Here is a 13,506-nt window from a genome sequence, read left to right as displayed (position 1 = left end):
CTTCAAGGGAATTCTATGGCAATTTATCCTCCGCCTCCCGGACGCCCGAAAATAGAAAAAACCTTATGGGGAATGTCCCCCATAAGGTCATGCAGCTTTCTGCCCGCTGCCCGGCTCGATTTTGTGGCCTTCCCATTTGGCTATAACAATGGTAGCCAGGGAGTTTCCTACGATATTTACGCAGGTGCGTGCCATATCAAGGATTCTGTCGATTCCGGCGATGAATGCCAGACCTTCTACCGGCAGGCCGACTGATCCCAATGTGGCTAGCAGGACAACAAAGGATACGCCCGGAACTCCGGCAATTCCCTTGGATGTAACCATCAGCACGAGAAGCAGGGTGATCTGCTCGCCGATGCTCATATGGATTCCATACATCTGGGCGATAAAAATGGCGGCAAGCGCCTGGTAAAGAGTGGATCCATCCAGGTTGAATGAGTATCCGGTGGGTATGACAAAAGAAGTGATCGTCTTAGGCACACCGAGCTTTTCCATTTTTTCAATCAATTTAGGAAGGACGGTTTCTGAACTTGAAGTTGTATACCCTAAGATCAGTTCATCTTTCAAATATCGCATCAATTTAAATATGCTGAAGCCGCATATTTTAGCGACAATCCCTAAAACAACAACCACGAAGAAGATCATGGTTCCGTAAACGGTGATCACGAGCTTCCCAAGCGGGACGAGCGAGCTTAACCCGAACTTGGAGACGGTGATGCCGATCAAGGCAAATACGCCGAGCGGGGCAAGCTTCATGATCAGGTTGGTTACATAAAACATGGCGTCCGCTGTTCCCCTGAAGAACTGAAGAACTGGCTTCCCTTTTTCCCCGATGGCTGCGATTCCGAGGCCAAACATGACAGAAAAGAAGATGATGGCCAGCATGTCCCCGTTAGCCAACGCCTGGATGGGATTGGCAGGTACAATATTGACAAAGGTTTCTGCAAAGGAATGGTGTTCCTGCGTTTCTGCTGTATCCACATAAGAGTGAATATCCGTTTTGGCAAGTCCGCTCCTGTCGACACCTGCACCCGGCTGGAAAATATTCGCTGCCAGAAGACCGATGACAATCGCGATGGTGGTGATGACTTCGAAATACAGAATTGTCTTGCCGCCTATCTTGCCCAGTGACTTCATATCACCCGTGCCGGCTACCCCGACAATCAGACTGGAGATGACGATTGGCACTACAATCATTTTAATTAAACGGAGAAATATATCCCCTATTGGCTTCAAGTACTCCTCAACGGCGGGGTTTCCATAGAAAATTGCCCCGACTGCGATACCTAAAGCAAGACCGATGAAAATCTGCCATGCGAGACCGATTTTTTTCATGATGTATCTTCCTCTCCTTAGATTATTTAGTCCATTAAGACAAAAAAAGTACACTGAGGGTCCTCAGTGTACAGATATTCTGCTACACATGTTCCCTAAGCTGCATACGAGGTTAGCTGTCGGATTCGGACATGGAAACAATGCCCTTCCTTTTGTAAAAAAGGATTCACCCCTAGTAATGCCAAGCATTACAATTCCCGGTTCCCCCGCTCATTGGACTAAGCGTGTTGTATTAAGATATTAGTATAATATATTAATATAAATAATGTGTAAATAGGAACTTATTTGAAGGTGGCAGCTTGAGTTTGCTTCTATGGCACTAGAAGGTTGATTTCCGTTCCGGCTGCAGCCAGGATTCCCGGCTTTTTTTGAAGGAATTTCATCCAAGACATAATAAAAAAATAGCGCTTTAAGCGGCGCTATTTTTTATGGCAATGGTATATATTTATGCATTTATTTTACTTCAGGATAATAAAGGAATGAAAGATGCTGCTTCAGGTTCACGATTTCAGCAGGTGTCTGCTGATAAACTTCGCCATCCATGTCCGCTTCCATCGGTATAGTGGTTTCAATGGACAGGTTCCTTGCCTGGAAGTACAGAAGTTCATTTTCCTCTGCATTCCCCGCCTGCCAGGTTTTCTTCAGGTTCATCAATTCCCGGAACATAGCCAGATTGGAATTCTTCACAATGACTACATCGAAAAGGCCGTCATCTGTCTGTATATTCGGGAATGGAAGGGCATTTGTCCCAATGAATTTTCCATTGAGCACCAGGATCATAACAGCCGTATCTTCAATGACCCTGCCTTCATAGGTGATCCTGAAGGGAAATGGAGGGGTCTCATTGATGGTGCGAAGGGCGCTCAGCAGATAGCTCACTTTTCCGAGCATCTTCTTTTGTCCGGGATCGATATTATTGGAGGCCTCCGCTATCAGCCCTATTCCCCAAAAATTAAGGAAATAGCTTTCACCCGCCCGGCCTGCATCCACATCTATGACGTTCCCTTCCATCAGGGCCAGGGCCGCTTTCTTTATGTTCTGCGGGATATTTAAGGTCCGGCTGAAATCATTGCAGGTGCCATTCGGCAGGATTCCAAGGACCGGCCGTTTTGGCAGGGGGGCAATTCCGTTTATCACTTCATGGACCGTCCCGTCACCGCCCAGGATGAAGACCGCATCCATCTGCCCGCCATATTCTTGGCATATTTCCTTGGCATGCCCCGGCCTCTGTGTCGACATAAGGAGCAGCTCCTCTGTGCCGGCTGCTATGACCGGCACGCATTCTCCGAGGGTTTTATCCAGGTCATTTTGTCCGGCCTTGCCGTTATATATAAGCATTACTTTCTTAAATTTCATCCAATCACCTTCAGCTTTCTAAAATCGAGCTTAAGTTTTCTTTAACGCCCGGCCATTCTTCCTTCAGGATGCTGAAGACGGCAGAGCTCCGGATATATCCATCGTGCATGATACGGTCATGGCGGTTCACTCCTTCAGAAACTGCGCCGAGTCTTGCTATGGCCGCCTGTGATCGTTTGTTCCTTGAATCTGTCCTGAATTGCACCCGGATCATGCCAAGGTCCTCAAAGGCATGTTTCAGAAGAAGATATTTACATTCAGTATTCACTCTAGTCCTCCACACTGAAGGATTATACCAGGTCCATCCTATTTCCAGGTTTTTGTTCTGATTTGATATATTTAAAAAGCGGGTGCTCCCGACTATGCTGCCGCTTTCGAGGTCCATGACCGTGAACGGCTTTTCAAGGCCTGCATCCCTCTGCAGGAGCGCCGATTCCACCACCGCTGTCATGTCTTGCCTTCCCTTGATCTTGACGCTCATAAACCTCCATATTTCCTCATCTATGGCAGCCTCATAGAGTCCGTCTATATGCCCGGATTCCATGGGGATCAATGCTGCTCTCCTGCCCCTTAATCCTGCTGTTTCCATCTTAATCTTCCTTTCAGCTAAAGTCTCTGACAATATTATTTCTACTTCCACTGTCATTTCTCCTTTATAGGAGAATGGACCGATAGTCATGCTTTACACGCTGTACATAGCGGGTAAGGAAAGAATAAAACCATCACCATACAAGGGAGAGTGGAACATGTTACACGCAGCCTTATGGGGAGGTGCGGCAAGTCTTTCTCTATTTTTAGGATCACTTGCAGCCCTTTATCTAAAAATACCAGAAAAATTAATAGGCTATATCATGGCCCTGGGAACGGGCATTCTGATAGGGACTTCCTGTTTCGATCTGCTCGAAGAAGGAGTGAAGGAAAGCGGAATCCTGTCCACTTCCTTCGTCTTCATGGCGGGTGCCGCTATTTTTACTGCAGCAGAGTTTTTTATCAGCGGAAAGGGCGGAAAGCACCGAAAGCGTTCAAAAAGCAGAACGGAGTCCAAGGACTCCTCCGGCCTCGCCATCTTTCTCGGGACCCTGATGGATGCCATTCCGGAATCTATCGTAATAGGCGTAAGCATTATCGCCTCCGGCTCCGTCAACCTGGTTTTTCTCGCCGCCATTTTCATCAGCAATATCCCTGAGTCCTTATCAAGCAGCGCCGGGCTTAAGAGCGGCGGCTATTCAAAAGGAAAAATAATGGCGCTTTGGGGCAGTGTGGTCATCGTCTCCGCTGTGAGCGCCATGCTTGGGTACGTATTCCTCCGGGACAGCTCAGGTGCCGTGCTTGCTTCCATTGGTGCCTTCGGTGCCGGCGGACTGGTTGCCATGGTGTGCTCTACTATGCTGCCAGAAGCCTTTGAAGAAGGCGGACCCATCGTCGGGCTGATCGCATCATTCGGGCTGATCGCCTCATTATTCATGACAGCCCTATAATGGGAGGCTAACATAGCATTCGTTTTAAATATATCAAATAGGTCCTTCACAGCTTATTAATTAATGAATATAATAAAAATACAAGCAAATAACAGGCGATGATAAAGAGTAGTACATATAGAACTGCATTCAGGAAGTTAGACTTCCGATAAGAGAGCTGATGGCTGGTGGGAATCAGTATGCAGCTATATGGAATGGACTTTTGAGCCCCAATCCGAAACCAAAGAGGCGTAGGCATTGGCGGTGGATTTCCGTTACAATTCATGGAGCGAAAAAGAGCAGGAAGGTCTTCTCTTTTTTTAAAAATAAGGTGGTACCACGGGTTTCTCGTCCTTTAGGATGAGAGGCCCTTTTTTGTTTGCAGATAAATGAGCAGGAGGAGTTTCAATGAACCAGCCAATCGTATTAACAGGAATCAAATCAACCGGGACACCGCATTTGGGCAATTATATCGGCGCCATCAAGCCTGCCCTCAAGATGGCAGCAGACACGGCAAACCAGGGAATCTATTTCATTGCCGACTATCACGCACTCAATTCTGTCCAGGATCCTGCCCTTTTCAGGCAGTACAAATATGAAATCGCTGCCACCTGGCTTGCCCTCGGCCTCGATCCCGGGACTGTCATTTTTTATAGACAATCTGATATCCCCGAATTGCTGGAACTGCATTATATTCTTTCCTGTGTTACCCCAAAAGGCCTCATGAACAGGGCGCATGCCTATAAGGCCGCTGTAGATGCCAATAACCAGAAAGGACTGGACCGGGATCATGGTGTCAATATGGGCTTATACACCTACCCCATCCTGATGTCTGCAGATATTCTTTCATTCCGTTCTGACAAAGTCCCGGTTGGCAGGGATCAAATCCAGCATGTGGAATATGCCCGTGATATCGCCGAATATTTTAATTCCACTTTCGGGCCGGCCTTCACCCTCCCGGAATATGTTGTCCAAGAGGAATCAGAGCTGCTGCCCGGCCTCGACGGCCGGAAGATGAGCAAGAGCTACGGAAATACCATCAGCCTCTTTGAAGAGCCCGCAAAGCTCCAGAAGCTCATCAATAAAATAAAGACCGATTCTTCTTCCCCTGATGAACCGAAGGAGCCTAAGAACTCGACTTTATTCCACTTGTACAAGGAGTTTGCGAGTGCAGAAGAAATAGAAGCATTGAAAAACAGGTACAGCTCCGGCATCGGCTGGGGCGAAGTGAAAAAGGAAGTTTTCCGCGTCATAGACAGGGAGCTGTCTGAGCCGCGGAGAAAATATGGGGAGCTTATCGACTCTCCCGCGCTCATCGACAGCATCCTTGCAGAAGGAGCCGTGAAGGCACGTGAGTTGGCGGCGGAGCAATTGAAGCTCGTAAAAGAATTTATCGGCATGTAAAAAAAGGACACTTTCAGGGTGTCCTTTTTCTGCAGATTATCCTTCTTTTGTAAAATCAATGATTCGTATGTAATTTCCTGAGTTGTCCCTATAGATGGCGAACCGTCCTGGCGGTATATCGACTGGAGCCTTCACCACTTCCATGCTTCGGTTCTTTTCTTCATGGAACCGGTCCACACTGTCCACCAGGAATACTCCGCCAGCTTCCGTATCCGGCTCATCATTCTCAAGCAGGAGCCGCACGTCAGTTCCAGGCATGTACAAAGCGGCAGTATGCTCTCCTTCCCTCCATGCTTCCTCAAACCCAAGAGTCTCGCGATAAAACGCAAGAGATTCTTTTAAATTCTTAACTGGATGGCTCAAAAAAACCAATTTCACAGGCTTTCCCTCTCTTCCTTTAATGCGTAATTGGATTATGTTTTGCATAAGTTGATTATGTATAGCGTAACTAATTTACTAATATCTGTCAATATGCTAAACTGGGAAGCATGATGAAAGAATGGATGCCTATACCAGGGACAAATAAAGATCAATTGATCATGAAAGCATTGGAAGAGTTTAAACAGCATGGATATAAGAACACCAATATCACAGAGCTTGCCAAAAAAGCCGATATGACAACAGGTGCCGTCTATCATCATTTCGGCTCAAAGGCCAAGCTCTATGAAGTGATCCGGACAGATATTGAACAAAGAATCATCGACCGAATGGAGGGAGCCGCTTCACTATTTTCAGACCCGGAGCGGGCCATGGAAGCTGCCCTGATCACGGGGCTGGATTTTGCCGCCAAACAGGACTTGTGCCGATTGGTCAGCGAGGAATATCCTTACAAGAAAAGAGACCGGATCGAAGCATTCCTTGAGGAATTGAACACAGATGGCGGCCTGCCGCTCCATTTGATTCTTGGAGCCTGCTGGCGCTCTGTTCTGAGTGCTATGGGAGATGGCGGGATCACCCTTGAACAGGGGAAAAAATTAATAAAATGGTCATTTCAAAAGGAGAGCTGACGGCTCTCTCTTTTTAACCGGGTAATCATGCCTATATCCTTGACCTGCTCATGCTGAAGCATCAAAATTAGAATAAGGAATATTCAGACCGCTTGGAAAGAGGTGCCCCATGTTTTCGGAGGAACGGAAAAAACGCATACTTGATCTCCTCGAAAAAAATGAAAAAATCCAAGCCAAGGAGCTGGCCTCCACGCTTGGCGTGTCCATTGATTCTATCAGGCGTTACTTAACTTCCCTGGAAAAGGATGGGCTCTTGCGGAGAACCCACGGAGGAGCAGTCCGTACAGGGCTTCCAGCCACCAGGGAAACGGAACCGGACTCTGGCAAAGATTCAAGTATACGCATCATCGCGCGGAATGCTGCGTCCTTTATAAAAGAAAACGATACGGTTTTCATAGGAAGCTCGGCACTCTGCCATGCCATCGCCGAGTTTCTGACGGAAAAGCACATTACGGTTGTCACCAATTCAGCAGCCGCGGCATCACGGCTTTCTGCAGAGGATCATATAGACTGTTATGTTCTCGGGGGCCGGGTCAAAAAGGATGGCGAGATCTCGGACCCGCTCCTGGTCCCCGTCCTGCAGAATTATCATTTTGATATCAGCTTCATTTCAGGCTCGGGCCTGAACCGTTCTGGTTTAAGCACCCGTAATCCCGAAACTGCTTCGGTGCTCCGCGCCGCCGCCAGGCAGGCCCGCATGACTGTCTGCCTGATCGAAGGACAAAGCCTCGGCACTGCCTCCTTTGTCAACGTGCTCCCCCTTTCCGAAATCGATAAAATCATTACGGCGGGAGAGGTTCCGGAACCTTGGATGGAGCACCTGCGTGAGCACGGGGCAGCGATTATCACTGCAAAATAACAACATATTCGAAAGCACAAGCGAAAATTGAACACATTGAAAAATACTCTGCTATAATGGACTAGTATTTATGAATAGCACGAGAATGTAGGGGGGCCGGTGTTGCCGGCTGAGATTGCGTCCATGAGGCGCTGACTCTTAGAACCTGATCTGGATGATGCCAGCGGAGGGAACATTATCTCTTTTTGGATATGTTTTTGATCGCAAGGCGTCCGGGTTATCCTGGATGCCTTTTTCTGTGGAAAAGGGGCGGAGCTGCATGGATTAAAAGGCTTCCTGCAGCTGGGTGCGCACATCATGTATTTTCCTGGCACCCCTGGTTTGTCTTAATCCGCTCCACCGCCTTATTGTGTTTGTTCCTGCTCTACTCTATGTTCTTTTCCATGCATGGATTGTGAGTAGAAAACTCAAGTTGGTTTTCTAGATTGATGCTTCTATCCCCCCTCCCGTTCTTGTCTCACAGAAAGGAGATATAAAATGATGAAAAAGTGGACTGCCGCAATCCTTGCCTTAACCCTGCTTGCAGGCTGCAGCACAAATGCAGACCCGGAGAAAAAAGATAAGAAAGACCTTCAGAAGGTGACCGTTGTACTGGACTGGACACCGAATACAAATCATACAGGCCTGTATGCGGCGCAGCAAAAAGGCTATTTTAAAGAAGAAGGCCTGGATGTGAAGATCATCAATCCTGGAGAATCCGGTGCCGATGCACTTGTGGCTTCTGGAAAAGCCGACTTCGGCGTCTCTTATCAGGAATCCATCACCCAGGCCCGGGTGCAGGGCGTGCCGCTCGTCTCCATTGCAGCCGTTATCCAGCATAATACTTCCGGATTTGCTTCTCCTGCGGAAAAGAATATTAAAACTCCAAAGGACTTTGAAGGAAAAACATACGGAGGCTGGGGATCACCTGTTGAAAAGGCTGTGATCGGCTCTATCATGAAAACGGAGGATGCCGACGTCAGCAAGGTGAAGATCGTCAATTCCGGCGATGCCGACTTTTTCACCTCTGTTAAGAGGAATGTGGATTTCGCCTGGATCTTCCAGGGCTGGACCGGCATAGAGGCCGGCTTGAGAGGACAGAAGCTGAACATGGTCTACCTGACGGACTACTCGAAGAAGCTTGACTATTACACGCCGGTGCTTGCAACGAATGAGAAAATGATCAATACAAAACCAGATGTTGTTAAAGCCTTTGTACACGGAGCCTCAAAAGGCTATAAATTCGCAATAGATCATCCCGGGGAAGCAGCCGATATCCTGATTCAAAAGAATCCTGATCTCGATAAAGATTTGGTCAAAAAGAGCCAGGAATGGCTTTCACCGAAATATCAGGACGATGCAAAGCGCTGGGGCGAACAGGACCTCTCCATCTGGACAAATTATGCAGATTGGATGGAGGAGCACAAACTCTTAGAAGGCGGATTTGATCCTAAAAAAGCGTATACGAATAAATTTTTACCATGATAAAGGAGTGTTTATATGGCAGAAGCATTAGTAAGTGTGCAGATTATCCCGAAGACGAAGAATTTGGACGATGTGATTCCTTTTGTTGATGAAGCTATCGCCATCATTGATAAATCCGGTGTCAACTATCAGGTTCAGCCGCTTGAGACCACCATGGAAGGCAGCCTCAGCACCCTCCTTGATGTGGTTAAGGAAATGAATGAGAAAATGACCGAGCTCGGTGCCCGCAATGTGATCACTCAAATGAAAATCCTATATCAGCCCGACGGCATAACCATGGATGATCTGACAGGAAAGTATCGCTGATGGACAGAATGCTTCAAAAAGGATGGCGGCCGGCTCTGGCTGCCATTGTTTTTCTCCTGATCTGGGAGGCGGCATCACGGCTTCTTTCCATTGAGGAATGGCTGCTGCCCGGTCCTTATCGAATAGTGCGCACGGGCATTGAAGGGGCGGGCTCGCTCGGCCCCCATCTGCTGTCCACCATCCGGCTGACCTTCACCGGTTTTCTCATCGGGGCGCTTCTTGGCCTGGCAATTGCCGTGGTCCTTCATAACTCGGCCTTTCTCAGGGGGATTTTTTATCCGTTTATCATCCTGTCCCAGAATGTGCCTGTCATCGTCCTTGCCCCTCTACTCATCATCTGGTTCGGCTTTGGCATCCTGCCCAAGCTGATCATCATATCACTGGTGTGTTTTTTCCCGGTAACCGTATCTGCGCTAGACGGTTTCAGGCAGACTCCCGCCATGTATATTGACTATCTGAAGATGAGCGGAGCTGGCAAAAAGCAGATTTTCTATAAAGCGGAGTTTCCTTACGCCCTGCCTTCGCTTTTTTCCGGCCTCAAGATATCGGCCACCTATAGCGTCATGGGTGCGGTGATCTCAGAATGGCTTGGTGCCGAGTCAGGAATCGGAGTCTATATGACACTGGCTTCTTCATCCTTCCGTACGGACAGAGTCTTTGCCGCCATCTTCCTCATCATGCTGCTGAGCCTCCTGTTTTACGGCCTGATCGTAATCCTTGAGCGCCTGATTATCAAATGGAATCGGAAAGGAGGGAGTACCGCATGACGCTGCAGCTTAAAGGGATCACGAAATCTTTTGGCACCACTGAAGTTTTGGACCAAATAAGCCTTGAGGTGAAGGAAAAAGAATTCGTCACCCTGCTCGGACCTTCCGGGAGCGGCAAAAGCACCCTCCTCAAGCTGATCGGCGGACTTGAGAGTCCCGATGATGGCGAGATCCTGCTGGACGGGGAAAATGTGAACGGACGGCGCGGACATATCAGCTATATGCCGCAAAGTGCTTCCCTCTTTCCCTGGCGCACAGTGCTTGGCAATATCCTGCTTGCCCAGGAGCTGTCAGGCAAACCTGACCGTGAGAAGGCGCTGATGTGGCTGGAACGTGCCGGCCTTGCCGGTTACAGCTCGGCCTACCCCCAGGAATTGTCCGGCGGGATGCAGCAGCGCGTTTCGTTCATCAGGGCTCTCCTCTCGCCCCAGGCACTCATGTGTCTGGACGAGCCTTTTTCGGCACTGGATGAGCTGATGAGGATGGATATGCATGAATGGCTCCTTTCCATCTGGGAAAAGGAACGCAGATCCATTCTCTTTGTGACTCATAATATCGAGGAAGCCATCTTTCTATCGGACCGCCTCTTTGTTTTATCCAGCAAGCCGGCTTCCATCATCGAAGAATTCACCATCCCCTTCCCGCGGCCACGAGATCGCTCTCTTGTGCTGACAGATGAATTTGTCTCACTGAAGAGGCAGATATTCGCCGCGCTGAAAGGCGGCGCACTTTGAACTATATCGATGCCCATATCCATCTGGACTTATATGAAAAAAAGCAGCAGGAGGAGATCATCGGTTCCCTGGAATATTCTGGAGGATTTACGGGAATGATTGCAGTTTCAATGAACCTGGCCTCCTCTAAACAAAACCTGGGGCTGTCCAGAATAAACCCGGCTGTCCATCCTGCATTCGGCTGGCATCCGGAGCAGACGCTCCCCGCCCGGCATGAACAAGACGAGCTGCTGGGCTGGCTCAGGCAGAACGCTGACAGGATGACGGCTGTTGGCGAAGTGGGGCTTCCGCATTACCTGAATCAGGAAAAGACACTCGATTATAAGCCCTATCTTGTGCTCCTTGAGGAATTCATCCTCCTCGCGAAAGAGCTGGATAAACCTCTCGTCCTGCATGCTGTCTACGAGGATGCAGACCTTGTATGCGGGCTGCTCGATCAGCATCACTATCATAAAGCCCATTTCCACTGGTTCAAAGGCAATTCCTCCACAGTCCGGAAACTGGCAGACAGAGGCTGTTATATCTCCTTCACTCCTGACATTTTATACGAATCTGAAATCAGGGAACTTGCTGCATTCTATCCGCTTGATAGAATCATGGCAGAGACGGACGGGCCATGGCCGTTTGAAGGGCCCTTTTCAGGAAAGCACACACATCCGTCATTCATCCCAGCGGTTATCGATGAAATCGCAAAGCTTAAAAAAGTAGAAACAGCTGCGGCCGCTGAGCAGATATACAAAAACACAACAACCTTTTATCAGTTAATCAAATGATTGATTAAACCGGGCATCGTGGGATGCCCGGCTTTTTTTTGTGGCAGTATCTGATGCCTGCTCCAAGGATCTTTCACCCTCACTACGGCTATAAAAAGGCCTTCATTCCCCGGTGAAGACCTTGTCAACCCAACATCAGCTCCAAAAATATCTTCATACCCCTGATGAAAAACGGCAGCCCCCTTGTTTTAAAAAACCTCCCTCACAGAGCCCATAAAAAAGAAAAAGAGCCTTACTCCCTTTTGAAACCGCTCTATTTTTAGTAAGATAACCATATACATAATGAAAAAGGAGCAAGCTGTATGCCATTGATTGGGTTAGTGCGTGTTTTTGCCATCCTCGAAGGAATTTCTTATCTTGTGCTGCTGCTGATTGCGATGCCGCTGAAGTATATGGCTGACAGCCCTTTTGCCGTGACAGTTACCGGCGGGATCCACGGCTTTCTGTTTGTGGTGTTTGTGATCCTGGTCGCTGCTGTCAAGTTGTTTAAAAGATGGTCTTTTGCGTGGGCGGTATGGGCGGTATTTCTTTCGTTCATTCCATTTGGGACCTTCTGGCTCGATAAGCAGCTGAAGGCAAAATAAAAATGAGGCTGCCCCCTGATATAGGGCAAGCCTCATTTTTTTATTTTCTGTAGGATTCCTCTTCTTCTTCTTTTTCCAGTTCTTCAAGCTCCTGATGGGTCTGCGGGAAACCATTGGCCACCCATTCTGCGCGGTAGGCAGAATCGAGCTGGGTTAATCCCTGCTCCTCCGGATCCTGCGGTGCATACACGCTTTCCATCCTGTCAATCTTTTCACTCTTCCTCATATCCGTATCTTCCAGTACCCTGAATGATTCCTTCTGTCTCTGTTTATAAGCTGCCACAAAAAACGCGGCGCCCCCTGCTGAAATCAGTGAGCCCAGCATCAGATTCATGGTTGATTTTTTCATGAGTTATCCCTCCAATTTAAACATTTTCCTCTCTCTATTATCTAATACCCCTTTTTTACACATTATAAATCATCAAAACCATTATCAATTTGATTAACCTTTACATATTGCCGGGATTTTTGTTCAAAAAAGTCTGATTTCCCAGAGTCTGCATCTTCATAGGCCTTGATCCAGCGCAGCGGATTTTGCCTGTAACCGTCAAATGGCCGCTCATATCCGAGCTGATTTGCCCTCACATTTGCATAAAATTTAATATAATCTTCCACATCGGCAAGCGAAATCCCCGGAATCCGGTCCCCTATGATGAATCGGGCCCATTCTATTTCCAGCTGGGCTGCCTCCTTGAATGTATCCTGCACAAACCTCTTGAGCTCCTCTGTGTCCTGTTCCGGATTTTCGGCCACTATTTCCTTGAATATTTTGACGAAAAGGTCCACATGAAGCTGTTCATCCCGATTGATATAATTGATCATTGTCGAGGTGCCGACCATCTTTTGATTTCTCGCTAAATGATAGAAAAAGGCAAAGCCGGAGTAGAAAAACAAACCTTCGAGCACGATATCGTACACGATGGACTTCAACAGGTTATGGACCTCTGGAGACTCTGCAAAATCCTGATAGCCCTTCATGATAAAATCATTCCTTTTTTCAAGAATCGGCTCGGTACGCCAGAATTCGAATACTTCATCCTGGATATCCTTTGGTACGAGGCTCGACAGCACATAGGAATAAGAATGATTATGGATGACCTCCTGCTGGGCGAGGATGATCATCAGTGCCGAGATACTGGAATCTGTTATATAATCGGCCACCTTGCCGGCATAATCCGTCTGGATGCTGTCGAGCAGGGCGAGCAGGCCGATTATTTTCAGGAATGCGTCCCTTTCCCCGCCTGAAAGCTCCGGGAACTGCTTCATATCCTGAGACATATTAATTTCAAAAGGAGTCCAGAAGTTCCCGAGCATCTTTTTATATTTTGGATATGCCCACGGAAAGCGGACGTCATCCCAGTTCAGGATATTGGAGCATTTCCCGTTTATGATCCCCGTTGACCGGTTGGGACCGTTTTTATCCATGATCGGCCTTTTGGCCGCCTCTGATTTCATCATAT

The 13,506-nt window shown here is 48.0% G+C and carries 16 protein-coding genes, 2 riboswitches and 1 other annotated feature; of the genes, 10 read left to right on the top strand and 6 right to left on the bottom strand.

Annotated features, from left to right (window positions below; all coding sequences use genetic code 11):
• Window positions 1-87 precede the first annotated feature (87 nt).
• From V1498_RS01260 to V1498_RS01250, 3 genes are all read right to left on the bottom strand, one after another.
• Window positions 88-1,335 (bottom strand): cation:dicarboxylate symporter family transporter, encoded by a 1,248-nt coding sequence (locus V1498_RS01260; protein WP_409296541.1) that lies wholly within the window; start codon window positions 1,333-1,335, stop codon window positions 88-90.
• Window positions 1,336-1,421: 86 nt separating this feature from the next.
• Window positions 1,422-1,570: riboswitch (cyclic di-AMP (ydaO/yuaA leader) on the bottom strand.
• Window positions 1,571-1,788: 218 nt separating this feature from the next.
• On the bottom strand, window positions 1,789-2,691 hold the full coding sequence (locus V1498_RS01255; protein ID WP_409296540.1) for a diacylglycerol/lipid kinase family protein: 903 nt from the start codon (window positions 2,689-2,691) through the stop codon (window positions 1,789-1,791).
• 10 nt (window positions 2,692-2,701) lie between these two features.
• Window positions 2,702-3,280, bottom strand: a complete 579-nt coding sequence (locus V1498_RS01250; protein ID WP_409299086.1) for a GNAT family N-acetyltransferase — start codon at window positions 3,278-3,280, stop codon at window positions 2,702-2,704.
• A gap of 157 nt (window positions 3,281-3,437) precedes the next feature.
• Between V1498_RS01250 and V1498_RS01245 the strand changes: the two genes are divergently transcribed.
• Window positions 3,438-4,169, top strand: a complete 732-nt coding sequence (locus V1498_RS01245; protein WP_409296539.1) for a ZIP family metal transporter — start codon at window positions 3,438-3,440, stop codon at window positions 4,167-4,169.
• An 89-nt stretch (window positions 4,170-4,258) separates the two neighbouring features.
• Window positions 4,259-4,507 (top strand) — a binding site (T-box leader).
• 49 nt (window positions 4,508-4,556) lie between these two features.
• Window positions 4,557-5,552: a tryptophan--tRNA ligase gene (locus tag V1498_RS01240; RefSeq protein ID WP_409296538.1), complete on the top strand. Its 996-nt coding sequence runs from the start codon at window positions 4,557-4,559 to the stop codon at window positions 5,550-5,552.
• 36 nt (window positions 5,553-5,588) lie between these two features.
• Here V1498_RS01240 and V1498_RS01235 read toward each other — a convergent pair whose 3' ends face one another.
• Window positions 5,589-5,930 carry a VOC family protein gene (locus tag V1498_RS01235; RefSeq protein WP_409296537.1) on the bottom strand — a complete coding sequence of 114 codons (342 nt, stop codon included), beginning with the start codon at window positions 5,928-5,930 and terminating at the stop codon, window positions 5,589-5,591.
• A gap of 110 nt (window positions 5,931-6,040) precedes the next feature.
• Between V1498_RS01235 and V1498_RS01230 the strand changes: the two genes are divergently transcribed.
• From V1498_RS01230 to V1498_RS01195, 8 genes are all read left to right on the top strand, one after another.
• Window positions 6,041-6,559, top strand: coding sequence for a TetR/AcrR family transcriptional regulator (locus V1498_RS01230; protein ID WP_409296536.1), 519 nt, complete (start codon window positions 6,041-6,043; stop codon window positions 6,557-6,559).
• Window positions 6,560-6,668: 109 nt separating this feature from the next.
• Complete coding sequence (locus V1498_RS01225; protein ID WP_409296535.1) at window positions 6,669-7,418, top strand: DeoR/GlpR family DNA-binding transcription regulator; 750 nt, start codon at window positions 6,669-6,671, stop codon at window positions 7,416-7,418.
• A 79-nt stretch (window positions 7,419-7,497) separates the two neighbouring features.
• Window positions 7,498-7,607, top strand: a riboswitch (TPP riboswitch).
• A 291-nt stretch (window positions 7,608-7,898) separates the two neighbouring features.
• Entirely contained in the window at window positions 7,899-8,882 is a 984-nt protein-coding gene (locus tag V1498_RS01220; RefSeq protein ID WP_409299084.1) for an ABC transporter substrate-binding protein, read from the top strand.
• A gap of 15 nt (window positions 8,883-8,897) precedes the next feature.
• On the top strand, window positions 8,898-9,188 hold the full coding sequence (locus tag V1498_RS01215) for an MTH1187 family thiamine-binding protein (RefSeq protein WP_409296534.1): 291 nt from the start codon (window positions 8,898-8,900) through the stop codon (window positions 9,186-9,188).
• Window positions 9,188-9,955 (top strand): ABC transporter permease, encoded by a 768-nt coding sequence (locus V1498_RS01210; RefSeq protein ID WP_409296533.1) that lies wholly within the window; start codon window positions 9,188-9,190, stop codon window positions 9,953-9,955. The genes V1498_RS01215 and V1498_RS01210 overlap by 1 nt, the downstream gene beginning before the upstream one ends.
• Window positions 9,952-10,689: an ABC transporter ATP-binding protein gene (locus V1498_RS01205; protein ID WP_409296532.1), complete on the top strand. Its 738-nt coding sequence runs from the start codon at window positions 9,952-9,954 to the stop codon at window positions 10,687-10,689. The genes V1498_RS01210 and V1498_RS01205 overlap by 4 nt, the downstream gene beginning before the upstream one ends.
• Window positions 10,686-11,462 carry a TatD family hydrolase gene (locus tag V1498_RS01200; RefSeq protein WP_409296531.1) on the top strand — a complete coding sequence of 259 codons (777 nt, stop codon included), beginning with the start codon at window positions 10,686-10,688 and terminating at the stop codon, window positions 11,460-11,462. The genes V1498_RS01205 and V1498_RS01200 overlap by 4 nt, the downstream gene beginning before the upstream one ends.
• 302 nt (window positions 11,463-11,764) lie before the next feature.
• Window positions 11,765-12,046: a DUF3817 domain-containing protein gene (locus tag V1498_RS01195; protein ID WP_409296530.1), complete on the top strand. Its 282-nt coding sequence runs from the start codon at window positions 11,765-11,767 to the stop codon at window positions 12,044-12,046.
• A 40-nt stretch (window positions 12,047-12,086) separates the two neighbouring features.
• Here the strand turns inward: V1498_RS01195 and V1498_RS01190 are convergent, their stop codons facing one another.
• Window positions 12,087-12,395: a hypothetical protein gene (locus V1498_RS01190; protein WP_409296529.1), complete on the bottom strand. Its 309-nt coding sequence runs from the start codon at window positions 12,393-12,395 to the stop codon at window positions 12,087-12,089.
• Between the two features lie 62 nt (window positions 12,396-12,457).
• Window positions 12,458-13,501 (bottom strand): ribonucleotide-diphosphate reductase subunit beta, encoded by a 1,044-nt coding sequence (locus tag V1498_RS01185; RefSeq protein ID WP_409299082.1) that lies wholly within the window; start codon window positions 13,499-13,501, stop codon window positions 12,458-12,460.
• Window positions 13,502-13,506 lie beyond the last annotated feature (5 nt).

This window comes from Paraperibacillus marinus, from assembly GCF_046237605.1.
Classification (GTDB): Bacteria; Bacillota; Bacilli; order Bacillales; family DSM-1321; genus Paraperibacillus; species Paraperibacillus marinus.
The sequence above is the reverse complement of the archived record's forward strand: the minus strand, read 5'-3'. Positions and strand labels throughout refer to the sequence as shown.